The organism is Enterocloster alcoholdehydrogenati (assembly GCF_013282095.1).
Classification (GTDB): Bacteria; Bacillota; Clostridia; order Lachnospirales; family Lachnospiraceae; genus Enterocloster; species Enterocloster alcoholdehydrogenati.
Genome location: NZ_BLTJ01000003.1, coordinates 293,218 through 313,233, shown reverse-complemented (window position 1 = coordinate 313,233; position 20,016 = coordinate 293,218). Strand labels below are relative to the sequence as shown.

Genomic DNA, 20,016 nt, shown 5'->3' with positions numbered 1-20,016 from the left:
TTCCAGAGAGTCTCCTCCTGTTCCTTTCCCGGCAGATGCCGGTTTTCCTTCTATCCAGGCTTTCAGAGGATCATTTCGGAAGCTTAAAGGAGCTCTTTAATGAAACGATCCGGTTAAATACAGGTTTTTCCTTTGTGCTGTCCTTACAGTCCACGCAGAAATAGCCATTGCGCACAAACTGGAAACTGTCATAGCTTTCCGCCTCGCCCAAAGCCGGCTCCACATAGCAGTCTGTAAGCACAGTCAGCGAATTGGGATTTAAATTCAGACTTCCGTCCTCATTTAACTTGCCCTTCTCCTCATCAACGATGTTTTCGTACAGGCGGCATTCCACCTTTTTTGCGGAAGGAACCGCTACCCAGTGGATGGTTCCCTTTACCTTTCTGCCCTCAAAGCCGGAACCGCTCTTTGTCTCAGGATCATAAGTGGCATGAACAACGGTTACATTTCCATCGGCATCCTTCTCACAGCCGGTACACTTTACAAAATAAGCTCCCATGAGACGAACCTCATTTCCGGGGAACATACGGAAATATTTCTTAGGAGGCTCTTCCATAAAGTCCTCCCTCTCGATATAAAGCTCGCGTCCAAAAGGCACCTTGCGGCTTCCAAGCTCCGGATTTTCCAGGTTGTTCGGAACGTCCAGTTCTTCCATCTGGCCTTCTGGATAGTTGTCGATCACCAGCTTTACGGGATCTAAAACCGCCATCATACGTGCCTTCTTAAGCTTTAAGTCCTCACGGATGCAGTATTCCAGCATCGCATAGTCTACAGAACTGTTTGCCTTGGAAACGCCTACCATCTCCACAAAACGGCGAATGGACTCGGGGGTATAGCCTCTTCTGCGCAGAGCCGCGATAGAAACCAGACGGGGATCGTCCCAGCCGTCTACAATATGATCCTCTACCAGCTTCTTGATATAGCGCTTGCCGGTGACTACATTGGTAAGATACAGCTTGGCAAATTCGATCTGACGGGGCGGATTCTCAAATTCACACTCTCTTACCACCCAGTCATACAGAGGCCTGTGATCCTCAAACTCCAGCGTACAGATGGAATGGGTAATATGCTCAATGGCATCCTCGATGGGGTGGGCAAAGTCATACATAGGATAAATGCACCACGCATCACCCGTATTGTGATGCTCCATGTGGGCCACGCGGTAAATGACCGGATCTCTCATATTAATATTGGCAGAAGCCATATCAATCTTGGCGCGGAGCACCTTTTCGCCGTCTTTATATTTTCCTTCCTTCATCTCTTCAAAAAGACGCAGGTTCTCCTCAACCGGGCGGTTCCTGTAAGGACTCTCCTTTCCGGGGTTGTTAAAGTCGCCCCGGTACTCCCTGATCTCCTCTGCAGACAGGTCGCAGACAAAGGCCTTGCCCTTTTTGATCAGAAACACAGCGCACTCGTACATCTTCTCAAAATAATCAGAGGCAAAGAAAAGACGATCTTCAAAATCAGCGCCCAGCCACTTTACATCCGCCTTGATAGACTCCACAAACTCCACCTTTTCCTTGGTGGGATTGGTGTCGTCAAAACGGAGATTAAAGGTGCCGCCGTACTTCTGAGCCAGCCCATAATTTAAAAGGATGGACTTTGCGTGTCCGATATGCAGATATCCGTTTGGCTCCGGCGGAAAACGGGTGTGCACATTATCATATACCCCCTCTGCCAGATCCTTATCGATTTCCTGCTCTATAAAATTCTTGGAAACAGTCTCTTTTTCCTCTGTCTCCAATACCATGTCTTTTTCTGCCATGATCGCTCCTCCATACATTTCTCTCATCTGTGAATCTTTTTAAGATAATTCCAGTGTATTGGATAATCATATCACACTTTTAACAGGTAGAAAAGGGGGAAATACCACAAAAACGGCAACTTAAGGGTAGAAATACCGGCCCATGTCTGCTATACTTTAGTAACGCATCAAAGCGTACGGACAAAATATCTTGACAGGAAGTGATGACTATGAAAAAAGCGGCCGGTTTCGCCCTAATAAAAACCATTCCCATTTTCCTGGGGTATATTTTTCTTGGGATTGCCTTTGGCCTTCTCCTGCAGAAAGCAGGCTTTGGAGTGTTATGGGCCTTTCTTATCAGCCTTCTGGTCTATGCCGGATCCATGCAGTTTGCCCTGGCGGGCATCCTCACGGGCGGTCTGGGATATCTCACCACCGCCGTTATGACCCTGCTGATCAACAGCCGCCACGCCTTTTACGGCCTGACCTTTATCGACCGTTTTAAGGAAATGAAGGGCGCAGGTCCTTACATGGTTTTCTCCCTCACAGATGAAACCTATTCCCTGCTCTGCTCTGTTGCACGCCCCAGGGGCTTTACGGACCGCCAGTGGAAGCTTGCCTTCCTTTTTATTTCCCTCTTTAACCAATGCTACTGGGTGGCCGGATCCGTCATCGGCGCAGTCATGGGACAAATGATCGCCTTTGACACCACAGGCATTGAATTTGCCATGACTGCTCTTTTTACGGTAATCTGCGTCAATCAATGGCTGGCTGCAAAGACTCACCTGCCCGCCGGAGCCGGTTTTCTCTGCGGTTTCCTTTTTCTGGCTCTGATCCGCTCTTCCGGCTTTATCCTTCCGGCCCTCATGGCCACGGTAGCCCTGCTTCTTATTTTTAAACATACCATTGAGAAAAAAATGGAGGATCCCTCATGACCCAGACTCCTGCTGAACCATCCTATGTACTGATTACAATTCTAATCTGCGCCCTCTGCACCCAGATCACCCGGTGGCTGCCCTTTCTGCTCTTTGGCAGAAAACGTCAGGTACCAAAACTGGTGCGTTATCTGGGCGCCGCGCTCCCTCCGGCCATTATGGCTGTGCTGGTAGTTTACTGCCTTAAAGATATCACGCCTCTTACCTGGCCCTACGGACTGCCGGAGCTGATCTCTGTGGCTGTTGTGGCGGCAGTACACCTGTGGAAACGAAATACGCTGGCCAGCATTGCTCTGGGAACCGTATGCTATATGTTCCTGGTTCAAAAAATTTTTTAAAATTTTTTCAAAAAAGTATTGCAAAAATAAAATACATATGATATTATATCGAAGTCGCGTGAGACAAGACTTCTCGCGGGGCAGAAAAAGAAAGTTGCTACTGTGGCTCAGTCGGTAGAGCGTCGCATTGGTAGTGCGGAGGTCACGGGTCCGATTCCCGTCAGTAGCTGTGAAAACCCTTGTAGAATCAAGGGTTTTTTCTTTTGCCGCAAGCAGAACGTATTTTCTTTCAGGTGAAATGACTACTATTCCAGCCCGGTCACCGTTCCATCTGCCTGGATTTTCACAAGATGATGTGGTATAAAAAAGTTGACTGCTTGTTCTCAAGGATTTCATAATAAAATCAAGAGAACAAGGAGGTATTCAAAGTGGCACGTAAATATGACCAGGAATACAAATGATGAGGACGAGTAACCTTTTTCCTCTTGAATGAAAGATACAGCAAACAAAAAGACCAGTAAAGAGTGCAAAGCACCACCAATGGTGGCAAGGCTCTTGACAGGGCTTTTTCTTTTCTGTGTTTGATAGCCAAGAGGAAGAAATAAGAATACATCAAAATATTTTGATGTGATGTATTGACAAATTACGTTGTAAGTTTTATGATGTATATATCAAAATAATTTGATGTGAGGAGTGATAACAATGACTGTTTTTTCTAAAGACGCAAAAATTTTTAAGGCTCTTTGTGATATAAAAAGACTTACTATTTTAGATTACTTAAAGAGTGGGGAAAAATGTGCGTGTGTTCTGATTGAAAATATGAACATAGGACAATCGGCTTTATCATATCACATGAAAATACTTTGCGACTCTGGTATTGTCAATGCAAGACAAGAGGGAAAATGGACGCATTACAGTTTAAGTAAAAGCGGAAGTGAATATGCGTCAAAACGATTGTTAGAATTAACAACGCCAAATACTGAAAATCAATCAAATTGTTGCAAATAAAGGTCATCGAAAGATGGCTTTTATAAAACTTTATCACATCAAAAAAAGTTGATATGTTGTGTAAAGGAGGGACTTTTTTGGACGTAGTAAATTCAATATGGTTATTTTTCCAAGACCAAATATTAGGTATGAAATGGTTGAATGGCTTAATTGGTAATGGACTGTCACTGCTAGGATTAGACATTGACAGTCGTTTCGGTGGAAGTATTCAATTCTTTCTATACGATGTAATCAAAATCACAATCTTATTATGTTTACTGATTTTCTTTATTTCGTATATTCAAAGTTATTTTCCACCCGAACGAAGTAAGAAAATTTTAGGACGTTTTCATGGTATCGGAGCAAATATTATATCCGCATTGTTAGGAACGGTTACACCATTTTGCTCATGTTCTTCTATCCCGTTGTTTATAGGCTTTACAAGTGCAGGATTGCCATTAGGGGTAACTTTTTCCTTTTTGATTTCTTCTCCTATGGTTGATTTGGGAAGTCTTGTATTGCTAATGAGTATTTTCGGGGCTAAAGTTGCCTTTGCTTATGTGATTGTAGGCTTGATAATCGCTGTAATTGGCGGTACTTTAATTGAAAAATTACACATGGAAAAATATGTGGAAGATTTTGTGAAAAATGCAAGTAACGTTGATATTAGTTCTCCTGCTTTAACCAAAAAGGACAGAGTTCGCTATGCAAAAGAACAAGTTATAGGAACATTCAAAAAAGTATTCCCATATATTTTGATTGGTGTGGGTGTCGGAGCAATTATCCATAATTGGATACCTGAAACATGGATTGAAAGTATTTTGGGAAGTAATAACCCGTTTGGTGTTATCTTAGCCACTCTTGTCGGAGTTCCTATGTATGCTGATATTTTTGGAACAATTCCAGTAGCAGAGGCATTACTTTCAAAGGGGGCACAATTAGGTACAATCTTATCATTTATGATGGCTGTAACAACATTGAGTTTACCATCTTTAATCATGCTGAAAAAGGCAGTAAAGCCTAAATTATTGACCTTATTTATTGCCATTTGTACGTTTGGTATTATTATTGTAGGTTATCTCTTTAATATTTTTAGTACGATATTTATTTAAAAGGAGCGAATAAGAAATGAAATTATTTGGAAAGAAAAAAGAAACAAAATCATGCTGTTGTGGCGGGAATTGCACATCAGAAACAATGCAAAATGCAGAAAGCAAAAAACAAGAGCAAGGTATCAAAATACTGGGTTCTGGTTGTGCAAAATGTATGGAATTAGAAAAAGCAACCAGAACAGCAATATCTGAACTTCAATTAGATTATGAGATTGCCCACGTTACAGATTTTGCAGAAATCGCCAGTTACGGAGTAATGTCTACACCTGCATTGGTATTGAATGGAGAAGTTATATCCTATGGAAAGGTATTGACCGTAGACGAAGTGAAAGCACTATTGAGTAAGTAATAAAACGAAGAAAGGGCGGTAATTTGTTTATGACAAAACCTAAAGCAGCCTTTGTCTGTGTTCATAATTCTTGTCGCAGTCAAATTGCAGAAGCATTGGGGAAGTATCTTTCTTCAAATATTTTTGAGAGTTATTCTGCAGGCACAGAAACAAAGCCACAAATCAATCAAGATGCAGTCCGTCTAATGAAAGAAATGTATCATATAGATATGGAGAAAACACAATATTCTAAACTGTTATCAGAAATACCGCAGGTAGATATTGTGATTACAATGGGGTGCAATGTAAATTGTCCTACAATACCATGCAAATATAGAGAGGATTGGGGCTTGAATGACCCTACTGGGAAAAGTGATGATGAATTCTCAAAAACAATCCACTCAATCCATGCAAAAATACTTGAATTGACAGAGAGAATAAAAACTAATGAGTTGATTTCAAATTCGTGGTAAAATGGGTGTTTTACTATACTTCAAAATGCTTGAAAGTATAGTGTTTATGGGGATAATCGAAAATTCAAGGTAAAATTGACATTTTTACTTAAAACCCCTATATTATGGGACAAAAAGATCTATCAAAAAAAGACGCCTTTCCAGCTGAGACCAGCCGGCAAAAAGCGTCTCTTCAGACCTGTATTTCCCTGTTCTTTTTTAAAAAATCCCCTCAAAGCTTTCCCGCAGCGTCTCGCAGGACCGGGCGAACTTTTCCATCTCTTCATCCGTCAAAGACAGCGGAAGCACTTTCTGAATCCCATCCTGATTGATGATGCAGGGAACCCCCGTAAATACATCTCTCTGGCCATAATCGCCTCTTAGCATGGCGGACACGGTGAGAACACTGTGCTCATCCCCAAGAATCGCTTTCGTGATTCTGGTAAGAGCCATACCAATGCCGTAATAGGTGGCCTTCTTTGCCTCAATGATCTTATAGGCGGCTGTGCGCACCTCATCCTCAATGTCCTCCAGACGTTGGCTGAATTCCGGCCCTATTTCCTTTCCCAGTTCTAAAATTGGCTTGGTAGCCAGAAGGGCCTGGCTCCAGGGAACAAACTCGCTGTCGCCATGCTCGCCCATCACGTAGGCGTGAATATTTCTGGGATCTACCTTCAGATACTCTCCCACCAGATACCGCAGTCTGGCGGTATCCAGGGCCGTACCGCTTCCCAGCACCCTTCTTGGGTTAAAGCCGGATAAGGCGCAGGTGATCCTTGTCATGATATCCACAGGATTCGTGGCAACCAGAAAGATGCCGTTAAACCCGGAAGCCGTCACAGGTTCGATAATGGAGCGGAACACCTCTGTATTGCGTTTCAGAAGATCCAGCCGGGTCTCTCCCGGTTTCTGAGCCACCCCCGCAGCAATAGCCACGATATCCGCGTCCCGGCAGTCATCATAGTTTCCCGCGTAGATCCTCATGCTGGCGCCCGCAAAGGCAAGGCCGTGATTCAGATCCATGGCTTCCCCCTCCGCCCGTGTTTTATTCACATCAATGAGTACCAGTTCATCGCAGACCGATTGGTTTAAAAGGCTGTATGCATAACTCATCCCCACCATACCTGCACCGACAATGACTACTTTTCTTTTATCAAGCTTCATATGTGTCTCCTTTCGTGCCCCAAAGGCAGCTGCTGATGGTACTATCCCCTCCATAAGAGACTTTTATCCAGATTATCTTGCCAGCTTTCTTTCCATCAGCTCTCCGTTGCTGCTGTAGGTTACAGCCGTTTCCTTCGTGATGGTTCCCTGACGGAAAAGACGGATCAGGCTGTTGTCCATGGAAACCATACCCTCCTCCTGGGAGGTGGCGATGATTCCGTCGATCTGGTGAATCTTGGATTCCCGTATCATATTGCGGATGGCATTATTCAAAAACATGATCTCAAATACCGGCTGTACGCCTCCGTCTACCGTAGGCACCAGCTGCTGGGATATAACGGCATTCAGCACCATGGAAAGCTGGGTGCGGATCTGCTGCTGCTGGGCCGGAGGAAATGCATCGATCACACGGTCAATGGTATTGGCCGCCCCGATGGTGTGAAGGGTAGACAGGATCAGATGACCTGTCTCCGCAGCCGTCATGGCAATGCTGATGGTTTCATAGTCACGCATTTCCCCCAGAAGGATCACATCCGGAGCCTGACGCAGCGATGCCCGAAGGCCCGTCACATAGCTGCCTGTATCCGTGGCAATCTCTCTCTGGGTCACTACACTCTTTTTGTGGCGGTGAAGGTATTCGATCGGATCCTCCAGCGTGATCACATGGGCCTCTCTTGCCTCGTTGATGGCGTCAATGATACAGGCCAGCGTAGTGCTCTTTCCGCTTCCTGCAGGCCCTGTCACAAGCACCATGCCCTTGGTCATCCTTGAAATATCCACGATTTCCCGCGGCAGATGAAGAGCGCCTGCATCTGGCAGTTCAAAGCGCACCACCCGGATTACCCCGGCCAGAGAGCCTCTCTGGCGAAAGATATTGGCACGGAAACGCGACACACCTGGAACAGCAAACGAAAAGTCATCATCCCCCTCATTCAGTACCCGGTCCATGCTCCTGCCGCCGGCCAGTTCATAAATCTGCCGGATCATATCATCCATCTCATCCGGCATGATCCTGTCTGCCCCATTACAGAGAATCCTTCCTCCGATCTTATAGGAAAACGGACGTCCGGGAACCAGAAAAATATCCGCCGCCTCCTGCTCCACTGCTGCCGTAAGAAGCTCCATTACCTTCATTTTGATTCCTCCTGTTGTGCCTTTGTACTCTCAGTCTCTCCTTTTCCGTCCCAAACGGGCATAGCGTCATCAATGTTATATTCGCCGCTGTCGTAGACATACCAGGCGCGTATCTCATACCTTCCGCTCCCCTCTGTAAGCACCGCCTCAATCCGCAGAGACTGTCCTTTCTCCATGGGAATATCTGTAAAAATGCAGCCGGCTGCCTCATCATAGACATTCCCAGGCTCTGCTGCCAGAGCCGCATACTTTTCTGCCAGCGATTTCCCCTCCATCTTCATTAGAAGGGAGTCCGTTTTTTCCAGCCACTTCTGCCCTTTGGAGTCTGCCTCATAATATGCTTTTACCGCCTCTGCTCCCCTCTCTGCCAGCTCCAGATCTCCTCTGGCGCTGCTTAATGAGAGAAGCCCAAAGGTAGACAGACAGAGTACGATAAAGATCAGTATTAAGGATGAAAGTCCGATATTCACTTTATTTCTGAATGTTTCTCCTGCCATTTTTCTTCCTCTTTATCTACTGTCCCAAAGTCGGCTCATACTGGCTGCTTTCCAGGCTGTAGATCACCGTTTCGCAGGAACCTCTGTCATTTCCCCTGCTAACCCCGGCACCGCAGTCCATGATATCCACCCGAATCTTCGTCATGGAGCCTTCCCTGGCTACCGTTATATCTGCCCGGTAGGCTGCCTGAATTCCAGCCGTTTCTGCCTGCTGCTCCGTGTAGGAGTTCCATGCCTTATCCCAGACTCTTGACAGTTCTTTTTCCCCCCGTCCCGCCTTGATTTCCTCGGTAACGCTCTGCGCCCCAAGGACGGCATGGTTGAGCCGGTCTGCGTCACGGCTCAGCCGGTCTGCCTTTGCAAAGACGGAAACACAGATGCTGGCGCAGAGGATAAAGAATCCCACCACCACCAGCATTTCCATCAAAAATGGTCCTGAACCGGACCCGCTTCTTCTATTCATCTGTTCCGGCTCCTTTATGTTCTGGTCCCGCCAGAGCCTGGGGCCACTGCCCCACTGCTGCTTCGCAGTGAAAGTTCCAGACTGCCGCCCCCTTCGCCCTGAGCGCTGATGCACAGGAGGTTATCTTCTTTTGAGAAGGAAATCCCCTCACATTCCAGTATTTCCAGTCCGTCTGCCAGTCCCAGGCCGCTGCCTGCATCGGTAAACAGTTCCTTAAGACTTCCATCCCGCCAGTAGATCCAGGTCACATACTCTGTTCCGCCCACCTGCTGGCGCAGCTCCAGAACCTGCGTTCCTTCTACTTCTTTTACATCCACCATTCCCGCCTGGTCTCCCTGGCGTATCTTGTTGGCAATATAGCTTAAGGCTGTGGAACCGCTGAAATTCCGGTCGCTGCGGACAGTGATGTTTTCATAAACACGGCTTCCTGTCAGCACCGTAAAAAGGGCGCTCAGGACAAATACAAGAAACAGCAGCATGGTAAAAATCCCGCCCATAAGCTGCTCTTTCTTTCCTGTTTTCTGATTCACATGACTTCCTCCCTTATTCTGCTGCCGTTACAGGCACTACCGTGATATCCGGCATTACATTGGAAGCAAAGCCGTCGTAAAAGACATGATACTTTTTCCGGTTGATCATGACTCCGTAATTTTCTTCCAGATATTCCACACTTGGCGGATAGCGTCCCTCAATGGCATAGCACTGGACACTGGCTCTGGCGATGGCCTTTTTCAAGGTTTCCTGATCCCGTGCTCCGGTTCTGTTCCCAAACTGTACCGAAAACAGGGCAAACGCAGCAAGCGCCGCGGCCATAAGGGCTGCAGAAGCAACCATGCCGCCCAGGCCGTTTCTTTCCCGGTTCTGTCCCCGCTTCACTTTCATCCTCAAAGACCTCCTAACCGATCGCCGACAGCACGCCCACTAAGGGCAGCATCACCGACAAAAGCACCAGTCCCACAGAAACCGCCAGCACCGCTACAATAGTGGGCTCAAACCGGGCTATCATACGGTCAATGGCAGAGTCTGCCATCTCCTCATAATCCCCTGAAATTTCTTCCATGACCTGATCCAGATGTCCGCTTCGGCTTCCTACCTTGATCATCTGGATATAAAAGCCGGAAAACAGCCCCGTCTCCTTCATTGCGTCATAGTAGCTGCTGCCCTCTTCCAGGCGTTTGGCGCAGGCGTCAATCTGCCTCGCCACCGCCTCATTTTCAGCCAGTTCCTTTGCAAGCTCCATGCTTTTTTCCAGTTCCAGGCCGCTTTTTAAGGTCAGAGCCAGAACTGCGGTAAACCGGCGCAGAGCCACGGCTCTGGCGATCCGGCTGCGGTTTTTCACTGCTGTGATCCCCTTTTCCACCAGGGAGAGCTTTTTTCCAAACCGGGCTGCGGTCCAGATAGCTGCCGCCGCTGCAGCGATCAGAGCCGCCAGAACCAGGGCCGCTCCGCTTAAGATTCCGCCCAGTCGGATGGCTGCGGAGGCCGCCGCGGGAAGGCTGGCTCCCAGCTGCTCATATACCTTGGAAAATACCGGCATTACCTTTGCAAAGAGAACAAAAAGAACCACTAACAGCATCAGGATCATCATAGCGGGGTACGTAGCCGCATTTTTCACTGCCTTTAGCAGCCTGTCCTCTTTCTCATAGTAACCGGAGAGAGATTTCATCATCTGATCCAGGGTTCCCGTCTGCTGGCCCAGCCTGGCCATGCGGACTACATAGGCAGGAAAAACGCCCGTATCCTCCAACACCTTAAAAAAGGGATCTCCAAGTTCCGCACCCTCTGCCATATAAAGAAGCATGGCCTTCTCCTTCTCATCCGCAGCATCCTCCGCCATAATGGTCAGCCCCTCATCCAAAGGCACTGCTGCCTCAAGCAGCAGTGCAATCTGAAGGCAGAAGGCCGACAGTTCTTCACAGAAGTATCTGTAATATTTCTCTCCCCGTTTTCCCATCTCATTTCCTCCCGGCCGGTTTTAGTAGCTGTATTTTGCCTTATAATTAGCGCCGTTCCCTATGTACTGCATGATCTCCTTGCTCTGGTTGGCGGAGGAAGCAAAGGTAGGATCCATCAGTTTCCAGCTGTTTCCGTCGAAGTAAATGATGTTGTCTACCCAGCCCTGGCCGTCCAGGTATACATTGATCCAGGCATGGTACAGGTTTCCGGTATAGCCGACTACCAGCTTGGTCGGAATATCCTGGGAGCGCAGCATGGCAGTCATCAGGGCCGCATAGTCAAAGCAGATGCCCTTTTTCTGAGCCAGAACCACATCTACGTTCGGAAGGTATCCTGACTGCACGGAAGAAGCCTTGGCTGTATCGTAAGTAAGGTTTGTCACCACATAATTGTAAACGGCGGAAACCACTCCCAGCTGGTCTGTGGCTCCGGCAGAGATCTCCGCGCCTTTTTTCACTGCCGCGCTGGCGGAGTTGAAGTTTACATACTGGTTCGGATACAAAAACGGGCCGAAGGTGTTTGTAATAGAGGCATCCACGCTCTGGCTGAACGCCTGGGAATACTGGTTGCCCTGGATATTTTCAAATACCTTTACCTGGTAGGAGCCGTTTCCCTCAGAAAGTGGGAATACCTCGTAAACGCCGCTGTTATTTAAGTCGTACGTATATGTTTCGGATCCGCTTTTTGTGATCTGTACCTTGATCTTTCCTACACTTCCGGTGTATTTTACCATCACATAGCCCTCGGATATGTTAGAAGCATCCAGAGTAGCCTTATCATTTTTATAGACCGTTACGCCGGAAGCGATGGGAGTCCGCACATAGCTGCCCGCCGGCTTACTGTACAGCGGAACCCGGCCGTCCTCAATAACAGCCGTCTGAGCCGCTCCCGCCGGAAATGTCCCTAAAAGACCGTTCGCACCGATCACGATGGCTGCAAGCACCGCCGCGGTACCCGTCTTATTTCCGCTTCGTCTGATCATATGTTCACTCTCTTTCCAAATGCTATTTTGCCATACGCTGGCGCACAATCTCATATGCCAGCACCCCGGCTGCCACAGAGGCATTTAAGGAGTCGATATCTCCTTTCATAGGGATGGATGCAGTCATATCGCAGTGTTCCCGCACCAGCTTGCCGACCCCTTCTCCCTCATTTCCGATCACCAGGCCAATGGGGCCGGTAAGATTCATGCGGTACATCACTTCGCCTCCCATATCAGCGCAGACAAACCACAGCCCTTGTTTCTTCAGTTCCTCCATAACAGCAGTCAGATTGGTTACCTTTGCCACCGGCGTATAATTTAAAGCCCCTGCCGATGTCTTTGCCACCGTAGCGGTAAGCCCCACGGCCCGTCTCTTGGGAATAATGACGCCGTGAGCACCGGCCAGGTTAGCCGTGCGGATGATGGCTCCCAGATTATGAGGATCCTCAATGCCGTCCAGCAGGAATAAAAAGGGCGGTTCTCCCTTTTCCTGCGCCAGCTTCAGCATATCCTCCACCTGCGCATACTCGTAGGCAGCCGCATATGCAATAACGCCCTGATGTTTTCCGGTTTCAGACAGCTGATCCAGACGCTCCTTTGCCACATAGCTGATGATGGTGTCATGCTTTTTTGCTTCCCTTACAATGGTGCGCACCGGACCGTCCTGACAGCCGTCCAGCACAAACAGCTTGTCAATGGTTTTTCCAGAACGGAAGGCTTCCAGCACAGCGTTGCGGCCCTCTATGGTCAGTTCTTCGTATCTCATGAAAATATTTCTCCTGTTTCTTAAACTCTTATTTCTTAGGGGTTTCTTCCCCGGAACGGTTCTCTCCAAAAGCCCCGATCCTCTCCAGACCCTGGCTGACAACCTCGATAAGCCGCTCATACCGCTCATTTAAAAAGAGCCAGCCCACCAGAGCCTCCAGCCCTGTGGCGGTGCGGTAATCCGCCATGGTGGCGTGCTTTGCCATAGTGACAGATTTGGCGTTGCGGCCGCGCTTATATACTGCGTGCTCCTCCGGCGTCAGTTCCTCTTCCATCGCGCGGATCAGGCACGCCTGAGCGCCGGCGTTTACAAGCTCCGAGCTTTTCTTGTGCATCTTATTCACCTGCATACTGCCCCGGTTGATGACCTTGGTGCGGATGATCACCTCATAAACCGCATCTCCGATGTAGGCCAGAACCAACGGAGAATAGGAACCGGCGTCTACCGGTTCCAGTCTCATAGCGTCTTTATAGTATGCAAGAAAGTCCTTTAATGTTATGCTCTCTTCCACTTTACGCCCTCTCTGGTATCTTCTAATACAATTCCCATATCCAGGAGTTTCCCGCGGATTTCATCGGCAAGCGCAAAATTCTTTTCCTTTCTGGCCTGCTGTCTGGCAGCGATCATAGCCTCCACTTCCTCGTCCAGAACCTCTATCCTGCGCTCAGTAATGATGCCAAGCACGCCGCACAGACGGGCGATCAGGGCTCTGAGCCCGGCGACATATGCCTCTGTGCCGGAATTGTCCGCCGTAGAGTTTGCCAGCTTTACAAGTTCAAACACGGCGGAAACAGCGTCTGCCGTATTAAAATCATCTTCCATGGCAGCCTCAAATTTTTCTCTCAGCTTATCGGCCTGAGCCATTCTTTGAGTTTCTTCTGCCGTCAGCTGGCCGCCCTCTGCCTTTGTCTCCAGCTCCTTAAGCTTATCCATACAGGTCAGAATGCGCTCCAGACCATTTTTGGAGGCCTCCATCAGTTCGGCGCTGAAGTTTAAGGGGCTGCGGTAATGAGCACTGAGCATAAAGAAACGCAGTACCTGAAGGTCATATTTCTCCGCAATATCACGAATGGTAAAGAAATTCCCCAGGGATTTGGACATTTTTTTATTGTCAATATTTAAAAAACCGTTGTGCATCCAGTAGGCCGCAAATGGCTTGCCATTTGCGCACTCGCTCTGGGCGATCTCATTTTCATGGTGAGGGAATATCAGATCCTCACCGCCGGCGTGGATATCGATGGAATCTCCCAGATAACGCTTTGCCATCACGGAACACTCGATATGCCAGCCCGGACGCCCCTGGCACCATGGGGACTCCCAGTAAGGCTCTCCCTCCTTCTTAGGCTTCCATAGCACAAAGTCATTGGGATCCTCCTTCCCCTCTTCTCCCGTTACCTTAATCTCACGGAAGCCGGACTGAAGCTCATCCAGATTTTTATGGGATAATTTTCCATATTCTTCAAAAGACCCCGTCTTAAAATAGACGGTGCCGTCCTCCGCCGCATAAGCGTGCCCCTTATCAATCAGGGTCTGGATCATATCGATCATGCCCTGGATCTCCTGGGTCGCCTGGGGATGTACTGTAGCAGGCTCTATGTTCATGGCCTTCATATCCTTTTTGCACTCTTTGATATAGCGCTCGGAAATGACAGATGCGTCTACGCCCTCTTCGTTTGCCTTTTTAATAATTTTATCGTCTACGTCTGTAAAATTGGAAACAAAGCTTACCTTATAGCCCTTGTATTCAAAATACCGGCGCACGGTGTCGAACATGATCATGGGACGTGCATTTCCAATGTGAGGCAGGTTATATACCGTAGGCCCGCACACATACATTTTCACCTCGCCCGGAGTAAGGGGGACAAATTCTTCTTTTCTTCTGGACAATGTATTAAATATTTTCATACGCTTTCTCCTCGCTTATGATTCAGAACACTGTTTATCGCTCCCGGCCGCAGCCTCCGCAGCCGTGACAGCCTTCTGACATGATGCTATTATCATAGCAGTAATCCGCCGTCTCCGTCAATAATGTAATTGCCTGAGAAGCGATTCCTTCCCCGCTTCCCGTAAAGCCGAGTCCCTCCTCTGTGGTAGCTTTTACGCTGACTCTGGATGGATCCAGATGAAGGGCCGATGCGATATTTTCCGCCATCTGCGCACGGTATGGGGCCAGCTTGGGGCGCTGGGCAATGATGGTTGCATCAATATTCTCGATTACATACCCCTGGCCCTCCAGAAGTTCTCCTACCTTTTTCAGAAGTTCAATACTGGAAATGCCTTTATATGCCGGATCTGTATCCGGGAAATGCTGTCCGATGTCGCCTAAGGCCGCGGCTCCCAAAAGGGCATCCATTACTGCGTGCACCAGCACATCAGCATCCGAATGGCCCAGCAGACCCTTTTCATAGGGAATCTCCACTCCTCCCAGTATCATCCTGCGTCCCTCTGTCAGCCGGTGAACATCATAGCCTTGTCCGATTCTCATTTTCAATGGTTCTCCTTTTCTTTTCTGGTATGCGGGGAAATCCCCCTGCCTGTCATATGACCATACGGATCTGTCTGGAAATGCACTGTGCCCGCAGCTCAGTCTGTACCCCGCAGAATTCTCCGTCCACATGGACCGGAAGCGGGGCGTCTGTGTGAATGGAAACCTCTCTGCACTCAAAGTTCCTGGCTCCCGTATGCTTTTTAAAACGGCCGGTCAGAGCCTGAAGCATCACCCTAAGAAGCTTTGTCCGGGAGGAATGGCTTACCACGCAGATATTCATCCTTCCGTCGCTGCCGTCTGCCCTTGGGGCAAAGAGAAAACCTCCGCCCTCTGAGGGCTGGATGTGACAGGATATAAACAGGATGTGATTAAATTCCACCTTTTTTACACCGTCTAAGAGGATGTATCCACGGCTGGAGCGGCAGTGCAGGAACTGGCGAAAGCCAAGAAACAGGCTGGACAGCTTTCCAAGTCCCATACGCCCCAGCACGCCACGCATTCTCGATCCGGCTGCCATATGACAGACCGCCGCATCAAAGCCGATTCCGGCGCTGACCATAAACCGCCTGTGGGATACCTCTCGTTCGCCACAGGAAAGAACACCGTAATCTACCATGGAAAAATGTCTTGGATGGAGCTGGTTCTTCAGACAGCGCACCGCGCTTTTGGGCATATGAAGGCAGCGGGACAGATCATTTCCCGTTCCTGCGGGAATGTAGCCCAGATCCAGAAGGCCGTGGAACATGGCTCCATCCAGCACCTCGTTCATAGTGCCGCTTCCTCCTACCACGATCAAAAGGCCCGGCTTACGATTTTTCTTTGTAAGCTCCCTGGCTGCTGTCCGCGCTTCACCGGTTCCTCCGGTTAAGATAGCTTCATATTCAATATTGTGCAGGTCCATATAACAGGCGATCGCTTTCCAAACTCTCCTGCCTCTGCCGGAGCCTGCGCTGGGGTTCACAATAAAATAGTACATAGAGGCGTAGGGTCCTTTCCTGTAGTAACATCTGTGGATATTATACCACGACCACCCTCAAATGAATATAAAGCAATGGGGAATTTTCTATTAAATATCAAAAAAAGAACAATTTCCTTCCCGCCAAAAAGGCCGTAAAACCGCTTAAAATAAGGGCAAAAAATCTTTTTTTAATTTTTTTCAAAAAAGTGTTGACAATTGCCACAATTTATCATATACTGTACAGGCAGTCGCGAGTGAGACACAAGCGAGGCACTGGATACGGGGTCTTAGCTCAGCTGGGAGAGCATCTGCCTTACAAGCAGAGGGTCACAGGTTCGAGCCCTGTAGGCCCCATCCATTCCAATTGAATACGGCGGAATAGCTCAGTTGGCTAGAGCACACGGTTCATACCCGTGGTGTCGAGAGTTCGAATCTCCCTTCCGCTACTTTGAAACCCTTGATTTTTCAAGGGTTTCTTTGTTTTTGGTTTGAGTACCTTTGAGTACCTCAAATTGCTATCCTGCAATCAGCAATTCCATTTTCATTAACCAGCGCATTTTCAAAAAGCTGTGCTGTCTCCTGTTTCCCCATGCGATTGTAGCAGTAGTTAGAAAATGTTGTACGCTCATCCGTATGTCCTACTGCTTTCCGAATTTCATTGATATTGATACCGCTGTCAATCAATGCGGATATATATGTTTTCCGCACCTTATGAAAACTTTTTTCCATAATATCGCACTGCTTACAATATTTTGAAATCCGGTACTTGATTGTACGGGTAGTCATTCTTTCTCCATTATTCAGAAACAGAAATTCTTTATTAGACCATCCGTTCATCTGATTGGATGCCCGAATCGCCTCAATGAGTTTGAGAGCCTGCGGAACCAAAGGAACCTCACGAATACCAGCGTCAGTTTTTGCATTATCCACAACTGCCCGTTCTATCAGGCGAATGTGTTCTAAATCGGAGTAATCATACACTTCTTCCTCCATCCTTTGAACATAGAGAACATTGCCGATTATATCCGAACCCTTGATAGCCGCCATCTCTCCCAAGCGGAGACCTGTCAGAAATCCAAGAGGAACCGTAAGGGGGGCAGTGTTCAGAGGATTATTATTAAAATCCTGCAAAGCCGCCTCTATAATTCTGGGCGTTTCATCCAAGAGAAACACTTGTGATTCATCATTTTTCTTGACGGTTTTTCTAAGCATTTTCTTTTGCAGTTTAATTTGGCGGAATGGATTTTCCGAAATAATCCCAAGAGGGTCAACGGCATAGTCTAACATCTGCCGTATCAGAATTGTCATGGTATAGTAGCAGGTCTTTGTCATATTATGTTTCTTAATCATCTTATGCGCCCACAGGTCTAATTCTGTTACTGTAAGCTCTATAATAGGCTTGTCTATGAGTTTGGAATATGGAAGATAGAATTTCTTCCAATCACAGTTAAAACGCCGTATGGACGCTGTGGCGCGTGTATGAGCGCCTTTCCATTCTATCCAGATGGGATATAATTGTCTAAGAGTTAATTCTTTCCCTTTTTCCTGCTTTTCCCAGTCTTTATAAAAGCCAATGACAGCCTGCTTAATTGCTGTTTCCGAAGTTCTTTTCAGCTTTCGCCTCCCTTGCTTCTGGGTCTTGTCTGGCAGATATGTGTACCATTTACCGTCCTTCCCCTCATATATGTCATATTTGTGCAACGATAAATAATATTCTTCCTTTTTCATATTGAGTACCTGTTGCACATCCTCGATGTTTAATATACCACTGGCAAGAGCCTCTTGCAAGACCGCCATATCCTTTGCACTTATTTTATTCATTTACGCCACCTTTTGGTGGTGTAAGGATTCGATAATATTTGATTTTGGAATTATGATTAGATTTTTGATTGATTTTTTGATTTGGAATTTTTATATGTAAAATATTTTGGAATAATATATGTTTTCAATATAATTGTTGTTTTGTGTTATTTTTCGTAGTTTTTATAATTGTTTGTTTTATTTAAGTGAAGCCCTACACCCTGTTTTTAATCTTTGAATGGAGAGTCAAATAAAATCTCCCCTGTCTCTATGTTTACTTCTGGTTCCCATTTTCTGGATTCATACAGAACATCTCTTTTTTGACGAAGTTCTTTGATGTGGGTATCTTCTTGCACCAGATTTAAAACCTCTATATCCTTACCATCAAACCATTTGATTTTGACATATTCATTTTCAAAATCCCAGTAAATGGAATCTGGATTCATTTTCCCCTTTTTTACCACTTTTGCGCGTTGCAATCCCTGAGAAGCATAGTATAAATGACCTCCCAGATTTTGGACACCTGCACCGAAACTTTTCGTAATGTATTTGGTAACATAAGCTGAGGCTGCCTGTAAATTTCTTACTGGTTCAATATCGCAGAATCCAAACTTTTGACGATAGGCTGGCCAGTCATAAATATACATACCCTGTTTCAATTTTTTTCGTAAATATTGAGGGAGTTTTTCTTCTAAGGAAAATAATCTTAAATAATCCGGTGGAATACCTTTTAGGAATCCATGCATATGCCATCCGCCCTTCTTGTGCTGTTCTGGAATTACCAGATACTTGATATTCAATCTCTGCCTTTTTCCATACTCTCGTATAAACCGTGAAAAATCCGTCCTAAATTTAGGGAGATTTTCTCTGTCATATTTTTCTGGATCAAGGGTAATTGTTAAAAACCAATCCCATTCATTGCACAATGCCAATTCATACACTGTATTTCTGGCTCGAATCAAATTATTTTCCAGCTTCTTTTCGTTGACAGTGTTCTTTTCAGCAGGAGCCGCCCTTCCATCACAAACACCACTTTGGCGCACCTTATAACAGTAGGTCAACTTCTGTCTTTGTCCGTTATAGTCCTTTAAAATAGCTATGTTATTTTGATATGGCCTTGTACCTTCATAAATGGGATAGAATGTATTTCTGTCCATCTTGAAGTACCTTCCTGTCACTTTATGATACTAAGTCAAGTAGAGGGCAGGCGGCAGAGCCGCCCATCATGCCGCCTTGCTTACGCTTCGCACGCAGGCGGCAGTTATCTCTGTACTGCTTTTTGAATATACTCATTTAATAATTCATGGTTCCTTACTTGTGGAACCACAAAGGGAGTAAAATTTGTTCCGTTGATAGTTAAATAGCCTGTACCTTGTCGGCGGTTTGGTTCCATCAGCTTTTTATAATCATGGAACATCATTTCTTTTCCTTCCTCCGAAAGGTTCCCCATAGCCATTACCAGATTGATACAATCTCTTGATTGGATGTAGGCTACATCCAATCTCTGCATACACAAAATCACATGAGTATTAAACGAGCGTCCGAGCATGAGCAAAACAGCCAGTTTCTTTTTTTCTTCTTCAGCAACTTTCTTGTCTAAGCTTAGGATATAGCTTGCCCATTCATCCCATACCAGCAATAGAAAATTCCGGTTATTATCTTTGCCAGATTGCCGGTTCAGAAAACAGCTGTAAAAATTATCCAGTCCTTTTTTACATTCTGCATAACGATAAAATCTTTCTGCACCTGTGAGAAAGAAAAAATCGGAATCTCCTTTGAAATCGCAGATAAAAAATTGACTACTGGGGCATTTGAGGGCAATCCGTGCCAGTAAAATCTTTTCTGCATAGGTTTTGCCGCTGCCTGTGGTGCCGAATATGGCCCCATGAGGGGCCGCATCCGTATCCCAAGTAATATATTTTTCTATGCCATATTTTAGATATGTTTCATCTAAAAACAGTTCGCACTTCAT

General features: G+C 46.7%; 23 protein-coding genes and 3 tRNA genes. 9 read left to right on the top strand and 17 right to left on the bottom strand.

Annotation, left to right across the window (positions count from 1 at the left end):
* Window positions 1-70 precede the first annotated feature (70 nt).
* Window positions 71-1,765: a glutamine--tRNA ligase/YqeY domain fusion protein gene (locus HW447_RS05480; protein WP_176254307.1), complete on the bottom strand. Its 1,695-nt coding sequence runs from the start codon at window positions 1,763-1,765 to the stop codon at window positions 71-73.
* A gap of 209 nt (window positions 1,766-1,974) precedes the next feature.
* On the opposite strand from HW447_RS05480, the gene HW447_RS05475 reads away from it, so the two are divergent.
* The 7 genes from HW447_RS05475 (at window position 1,975) to HW447_RS05445 (ending at window position 5,857) form a co-directional block, all read left to right on the top strand.
* Window positions 1,975-2,679 carry an AzlC family ABC transporter permease gene (locus HW447_RS05475; RefSeq protein WP_176254306.1) on the top strand — a complete coding sequence of 235 codons (705 nt, stop codon included), beginning with the start codon at window positions 1,975-1,977 and terminating at the stop codon, window positions 2,677-2,679.
* Window positions 2,676-3,017, top strand: coding sequence for a branched-chain amino acid transporter permease (locus HW447_RS05470; protein ID WP_176254305.1), 342 nt, complete (start codon window positions 2,676-2,678; stop codon window positions 3,015-3,017). The genes HW447_RS05475 and HW447_RS05470 overlap by 4 nt, the downstream gene beginning before the upstream one ends.
* 96 nt (window positions 3,018-3,113) lie before the next feature.
* Window positions 3,114-3,186 (top strand) — tRNA-Thr (locus tag HW447_RS05465).
* A 473-nt stretch (window positions 3,187-3,659) separates the two neighbouring features.
* Entirely contained in the window at window positions 3,660-3,965 is a 306-nt protein-coding gene (locus HW447_RS05460; protein ID WP_176254304.1) for an ArsR/SmtB family transcription factor, read from the top strand.
* A 53-nt stretch (window positions 3,966-4,018) separates the two neighbouring features.
* On the top strand, window positions 4,019-5,056 hold the full coding sequence (locus HW447_RS05455; protein ID WP_390470714.1) for a permease: 1,038 nt from the start codon (window positions 4,019-4,021) through the stop codon (window positions 5,054-5,056).
* A gap of 16 nt (window positions 5,057-5,072) precedes the next feature.
* Window positions 5,073-5,405, top strand: a complete 333-nt coding sequence (locus HW447_RS05450; RefSeq protein WP_176254302.1) for a thioredoxin family protein — start codon at window positions 5,073-5,075, stop codon at window positions 5,403-5,405.
* A 29-nt stretch (window positions 5,406-5,434) separates the two neighbouring features.
* Window positions 5,435-5,857: an arsenate reductase ArsC gene (locus tag HW447_RS05445; RefSeq protein ID WP_176254301.1), complete on the top strand. Its 423-nt coding sequence runs from the start codon at window positions 5,435-5,437 to the stop codon at window positions 5,855-5,857.
* 198 nt (window positions 5,858-6,055) lie between these two features.
* Here HW447_RS05445 and HW447_RS05440 read toward each other — a convergent pair whose 3' ends face one another.
* From HW447_RS05440 to HW447_RS05380, 13 genes are all read right to left on the bottom strand, one after another.
* Window positions 6,056-7,000 carry an L-lactate dehydrogenase gene (locus HW447_RS05440; RefSeq protein ID WP_176254300.1) on the bottom strand — a complete coding sequence of 315 codons (945 nt, stop codon included), beginning with the start codon at window positions 6,998-7,000 and terminating at the stop codon, window positions 6,056-6,058.
* A 72-nt stretch (window positions 7,001-7,072) separates the two neighbouring features.
* Entirely contained in the window at window positions 7,073-8,134 is a 1,062-nt protein-coding gene (locus HW447_RS05435) for a type IV pilus twitching motility protein PilT (RefSeq protein ID WP_176254299.1), read from the bottom strand.
* Entirely contained in the window at window positions 8,131-8,631 is a 501-nt protein-coding gene (locus HW447_RS05430) for a hypothetical protein (RefSeq protein ID WP_176254298.1), read from the bottom strand. The genes HW447_RS05435 and HW447_RS05430 overlap by 4 nt, the downstream gene beginning before the upstream one ends.
* 16 nt (window positions 8,632-8,647) lie before the next feature.
* Window positions 8,648-9,094, bottom strand: a complete 447-nt coding sequence (locus HW447_RS17945) for a hypothetical protein (RefSeq protein WP_243176218.1) — start codon at window positions 9,092-9,094, stop codon at window positions 8,648-8,650.
* A gap of 14 nt (window positions 9,095-9,108) precedes the next feature.
* On the bottom strand, window positions 9,109-9,624 hold the full coding sequence (locus tag HW447_RS05420; RefSeq protein ID WP_176254297.1) for a DUF4860 domain-containing protein: 516 nt from the start codon (window positions 9,622-9,624) through the stop codon (window positions 9,109-9,111).
* Window positions 9,625-9,637: 13 nt separating this feature from the next.
* Window positions 9,638-9,976 (bottom strand): hypothetical protein, encoded by a 339-nt coding sequence (locus tag HW447_RS05415; RefSeq protein ID WP_176254296.1) that lies wholly within the window; start codon window positions 9,974-9,976, stop codon window positions 9,638-9,640.
* A 13-nt stretch (window positions 9,977-9,989) separates the two neighbouring features.
* Window positions 9,990-11,048, bottom strand: a complete 1,059-nt coding sequence (locus HW447_RS05410; protein ID WP_176254295.1) for a type II secretion system F family protein — start codon at window positions 11,046-11,048, stop codon at window positions 9,990-9,992.
* Between the two features lie 21 nt (window positions 11,049-11,069).
* Window positions 11,070-12,032, bottom strand: a complete 963-nt coding sequence (locus HW447_RS05405; protein WP_176254294.1) for a transglutaminase-like domain-containing protein — start codon at window positions 12,030-12,032, stop codon at window positions 11,070-11,072.
* A gap of 22 nt (window positions 12,033-12,054) precedes the next feature.
* Entirely contained in the window at window positions 12,055-12,798 is a 744-nt protein-coding gene (gene rlmB / locus HW447_RS05400) for a 23S rRNA (guanosine(2251)-2'-O)-methyltransferase RlmB (protein WP_176254293.1), read from the bottom strand.
* Between the two features lie 28 nt (window positions 12,799-12,826).
* Window positions 12,827-13,309, bottom strand: a complete 483-nt coding sequence (locus HW447_RS05395) for a Mini-ribonuclease 3 (protein WP_176254292.1) — start codon at window positions 13,307-13,309, stop codon at window positions 12,827-12,829.
* On the bottom strand, window positions 13,294-14,703 hold the full coding sequence (gene cysS, locus HW447_RS05390; RefSeq protein WP_176254291.1) for a cysteine--tRNA ligase: 1,410 nt from the start codon (window positions 14,701-14,703) through the stop codon (window positions 13,294-13,296). Before cysS ends, HW447_RS05395 begins: the two co-directional genes overlap by 16 nt.
* A gap of 34 nt (window positions 14,704-14,737) precedes the next feature.
* The gene (ispF, locus tag HW447_RS05385) at window positions 14,738-15,283 is read right to left on the bottom strand and encodes a 2-C-methyl-D-erythritol 2,4-cyclodiphosphate synthase (RefSeq protein ID WP_176254290.1); all 546 of its coding nucleotides are present in this window, start codon (window positions 15,281-15,283) and stop codon (window positions 14,738-14,740) included.
* 52 nt (window positions 15,284-15,335) lie between these two features.
* A complete protein-coding gene (locus HW447_RS05380) occupies window positions 15,336-16,262 on the bottom strand; it encodes a diacylglycerol/lipid kinase family protein (RefSeq protein WP_176254289.1) in 927 nt (308 codons plus the stop codon).
* A gap of 263 nt (window positions 16,263-16,525) precedes the next feature.
* Here HW447_RS05380 and HW447_RS05375 point away from each other — a divergent pair.
* Both HW447_RS05375 and HW447_RS05370 read left to right on the top strand, forming a co-directional pair.
* Window positions 16,526-16,598: transfer RNA gene (locus HW447_RS05375), tRNA-Val, on the top strand.
* A gap of 18 nt (window positions 16,599-16,616) precedes the next feature.
* A tRNA-Met gene (locus tag HW447_RS05370) sits at window positions 16,617-16,690 on the top strand.
* Window positions 16,691-16,751: 61 nt separating this feature from the next.
* Here HW447_RS05370 and HW447_RS05365 read toward each other — a convergent pair.
* The 3 genes from HW447_RS05365 to HW447_RS05355 all read right to left on the bottom strand — a co-directional run bounded on the left by HW447_RS05365 (window position 16,752) and on the right by HW447_RS05355 (window position 20,016).
* Window positions 16,752-18,065 carry a tyrosine-type recombinase/integrase gene (locus tag HW447_RS05365; RefSeq protein ID WP_176254288.1) on the bottom strand — a complete coding sequence of 438 codons (1,314 nt, stop codon included), beginning with the start codon at window positions 18,063-18,065 and terminating at the stop codon, window positions 16,752-16,754.
* A 206-nt stretch (window positions 18,066-18,271) separates the two neighbouring features.
* Entirely contained in the window at window positions 18,272-19,201 is a 930-nt protein-coding gene (locus tag HW447_RS05360) for a rolling circle replication-associated protein (RefSeq protein ID WP_176254287.1), read from the bottom strand.
* Window positions 19,202-19,305: 104 nt separating this feature from the next.
* Window positions 19,306-20,016, bottom strand: coding sequence for a helicase HerA domain-containing protein (locus HW447_RS05355; protein ID WP_176254286.1), 711 nt, complete (start codon window positions 20,014-20,016; stop codon window positions 19,306-19,308).

Coding starts and splice junctions, on each gene's coding strand:
- HW447_RS05475 (WP_176254306.1), top strand. CDS start 1,975: ATGAAAAAAGCGGCCGGTTTCGCCCTAATAAAAACCATTCCCATTTTC.
- HW447_RS05480 (WP_176254307.1), bottom strand. CDS start 1,765: ATGGCAGAAAAAGACATGGTATTGGAGACAGAGGAAAAAGAGACTGTT.
- HW447_RS05360 (WP_176254287.1), bottom strand. CDS start 19,201: ATGGACAGAAATACATTCTATCCCATTTATGAAGGTACAAGGCCATAT.
- HW447_RS05410 (WP_176254295.1), bottom strand. CDS start 11,048: ATGGGAAAACGGGGAGAGAAATATTACAGATACTTCTGTGAAGAACTG.
- HW447_RS05365 (WP_176254288.1), bottom strand. CDS start 18,065: ATGAATAAAATAAGTGCAAAGGATATGGCGGTCTTGCAAGAGGCTCTT.
- cysS (WP_176254291.1), bottom strand. CDS start 14,703: ATGAAAATATTTAATACATTGTCCAGAAGAAAAGAAGAATTTGTCCCC.
- HW447_RS05440 (WP_176254300.1), bottom strand. CDS start 7,000: ATGAAGCTTGATAAAAGAAAAGTAGTCATTGTCGGTGCAGGTATGGTG.
- ispF (WP_176254290.1), bottom strand. CDS start 15,283: ATGAGAATCGGACAAGGCTATGATGTTCACCGGCTGACAGAGGGACGC.
- HW447_RS05430 (WP_176254298.1), bottom strand. CDS start 8,631: ATGGCAGGAGAAACATTCAGAAATAAAGTGAATATCGGACTTTCATCC.
- HW447_RS17945 (WP_243176218.1), bottom strand. CDS start 9,094: ATGAATAGAAGAAGCGGGTCCGGTTCAGGACCATTTTTGATGGAAATG.
- HW447_RS05405 (WP_176254294.1), bottom strand. CDS start 12,032: ATGATCAGACGAAGCGGAAATAAGACGGGTACCGCGGCGGTGCTTGCA.
- HW447_RS05470 (WP_176254305.1), top strand. CDS start 2,676: ATGACCCAGACTCCTGCTGAACCATCCTATGTACTGATTACAATTCTA.
- HW447_RS05460 (WP_176254304.1), top strand. CDS start 3,660: ATGACTGTTTTTTCTAAAGACGCAAAAATTTTTAAGGCTCTTTGTGAT.
- HW447_RS05355 (WP_176254286.1), bottom strand. CDS start 20,016: ATGAAGTGCGAACTGTTTTTAGATGAAACATATCTAAAATATGGCATA.
- HW447_RS05445 (WP_176254301.1), top strand. CDS start 5,435: ATGACAAAACCTAAAGCAGCCTTTGTCTGTGTTCATAATTCTTGTCGC.
- HW447_RS05380 (WP_176254289.1), bottom strand. CDS start 16,262: ATGTACTATTTTATTGTGAACCCCAGCGCAGGCTCCGGCAGAGGCAGG.
- HW447_RS05450 (WP_176254302.1), top strand. CDS start 5,073: ATGAAATTATTTGGAAAGAAAAAAGAAACAAAATCATGCTGTTGTGGC.
- HW447_RS05435 (WP_176254299.1), bottom strand. CDS start 8,134: ATGAAGGTAATGGAGCTTCTTACGGCAGCAGTGGAGCAGGAGGCGGCG.
- HW447_RS05415 (WP_176254296.1), bottom strand. CDS start 9,976: ATGAAAGTGAAGCGGGGACAGAACCGGGAAAGAAACGGCCTGGGCGGC.
- HW447_RS05455 (WP_390470714.1), top strand. CDS start 4,019: ATGTTGTGTAAAGGAGGGACTTTTTTGGACGTAGTAAATTCAATATGG.
- rlmB (WP_176254293.1), bottom strand. CDS start 12,798: ATGAGATACGAAGAACTGACCATAGAGGGCCGCAACGCTGTGCTGGAA.